Raw genomic sequence first — 1,714 nt, 5'->3', positions numbered from 1 at the left:
CGGTGCCCCTGCGCTGATTGCCGCGCGACGATCAGTCGTCGCTGCTGCTGCCGTTGCGGATCTCCGGATCGGAGGTCGCGATCAGCGTCTGCGCGTTGCCGGAGGCCGGGCGGCGGAACACCAGCACCACGCCGCGTCGCGTGCCCGGCCCGACCGGCACGGTGACCGTGGTCGCCTGATCCAGGCCGGTCGCGACGAAGGTGTTGGGCAGCCCGCTCGGCTTCTCCAGGGTCTTGGCCACCGCGACGAACAGCGTCACGCTGGTGTCCGGCTTGCTGTTGCCGAGTTGCACGAGCACCTCCGGCGACAGCCCCACGGACTGCTGCGCGAACATGATCGCGTTGGTGTTGACGGTATCCAGCGGCTTGGGACTCGGGATGCGCTCCCAGCGCGCATTGAAGTAGGCGCAGGGAATCACGTTGTCGGCCGGCCCGATCAGGGGCACGACGAAGTACAGCGTCGATTCTTCGGCGTCGGCGCGCGCGAGCGCAGCGGCAGTGAGGTCGTTCATGAGGGTCGCCTTCCTTTCAGGGAGGGAGTTGGGACATCAGCGAAAAGGGCCGCGTGGGCCGGCACATAGCCGCCCGCCGTCAGCCGCCGGGTCCAGCCGTCGTCCGGCGCCTGCGGGCTCGCGCAGGCGCGCAAGGCCAGCCAGGCCTCGAGCACCAGCCCGGCCTGCCCGGCGTCGACCGCCGGCTGGATCTGGTCGCGTTGCCGCGCGCAGCGCGCGCGATCGGGCGCCGCGCCGGCCGCATCGGCCCGCAGGCCCAGCAGCGCCCGGCGCGCCTGCAGTTCATGGTTCTGCCAGTGATGCGGCCGCAGGCGCAGCAGCGTCGCCATCGCCTCTTCGGTGGCTGCCAGCCGCGTGCGCACGTCAGCCCAGTCGCCGGCGCGCGCGGCGGTCCCGGCCTCGGCCAGCGCGACCCGCATGAGGGCCTCGCGCCGCAGGAAGTCCCGCGCCGGATCGCTGCCGGCGGTGGCCGGCTGGGGCCTGACGCTGGGCACGACGCTGGACCTGGTGCGCGGCACCAACCGCCCGGCGTCCAGACGCGCCAGCAGCAGGCTGCCCTCGGCGTGCTGGCGGTCGGCGCGCCAGTAGCGGTTCTCCGGATCGTGCCGCTCGGCCTGGCGCAGCCGCGCGACGCCCTCGGCCATCGTCGCCGCCGCCTCGCCGAGGCGCCCCGCCGCGCGCAGCGCCTCCGCGCGGCGCAGCTCCAGCGTGCCCAGGTCGCGCAGGCGCAGTTGCTCGTCGGGGTGGGCGGCCGCCTGCGCCAGGCGCTCCGCGCGCGCGGCGTCCAGCGCCGCCAGGGCCTCGATCGGCCGACCCCGCACATGCGCCACCAGGCCGAGCCAGGTCCGCGAGGTGGCGACGCCGTCGCGCAGGTCGGCGTCCGCGGGCGAACGGGCCAGCGCCTCGAGCTTGAGCGCCAGCGAGGCCTGGAACCAGCGCTGCGCGTCCTCCCAGGCCCCGCGCCGGAACGCGATCGAGCCCAGGCTGTTGAGCGCGTAGCCCAGTTCCCCCTGCGCGGTCGCGTCCTCGGGCGCCTGCTGCCGCCAGCGCTCGCTGGCGATGCGGTAGCGGTCCATGGCCCGCGCCGCCGCGTCGAAGTCGCCGGCGTCGAAGGCGATCTGGCCCAGCCAGAACGAGGCCGCGCCGAGGGTGCGGTAGTAGTCGCCGGCGCTGACGCCCGGCACGCGCTCCAGCGGCTCGAGC

General features: G+C 75.0%; 1 protein-coding gene and 1 pseudogene. Both read right to left on the bottom strand.

Features of this window, described 5'->3' with window-relative positions:
- Nucleotides 1-31: 31 nt before the first annotated feature.
- Nucleotides 32-511 (bottom strand): hypothetical protein, encoded by a 480-nt coding sequence (locus FUT87_RS27545; RefSeq protein ID WP_091734217.1) that lies wholly within the window; start codon nucleotides 509-511, stop codon nucleotides 32-34.
- Nucleotides 508-1,714, bottom strand: a pseudogene (locus FUT87_RS29705) (hypothetical protein); the annotation flags it as partial. The gene FUT87_RS27545 and the pseudogene FUT87_RS29705, both read right to left, overlap by 4 nt.

Source organism: Mitsuaria sp. TWR114, from assembly GCF_007997345.1.
This window is presented reverse-complemented; position numbering and strand designations above follow the sequence as displayed.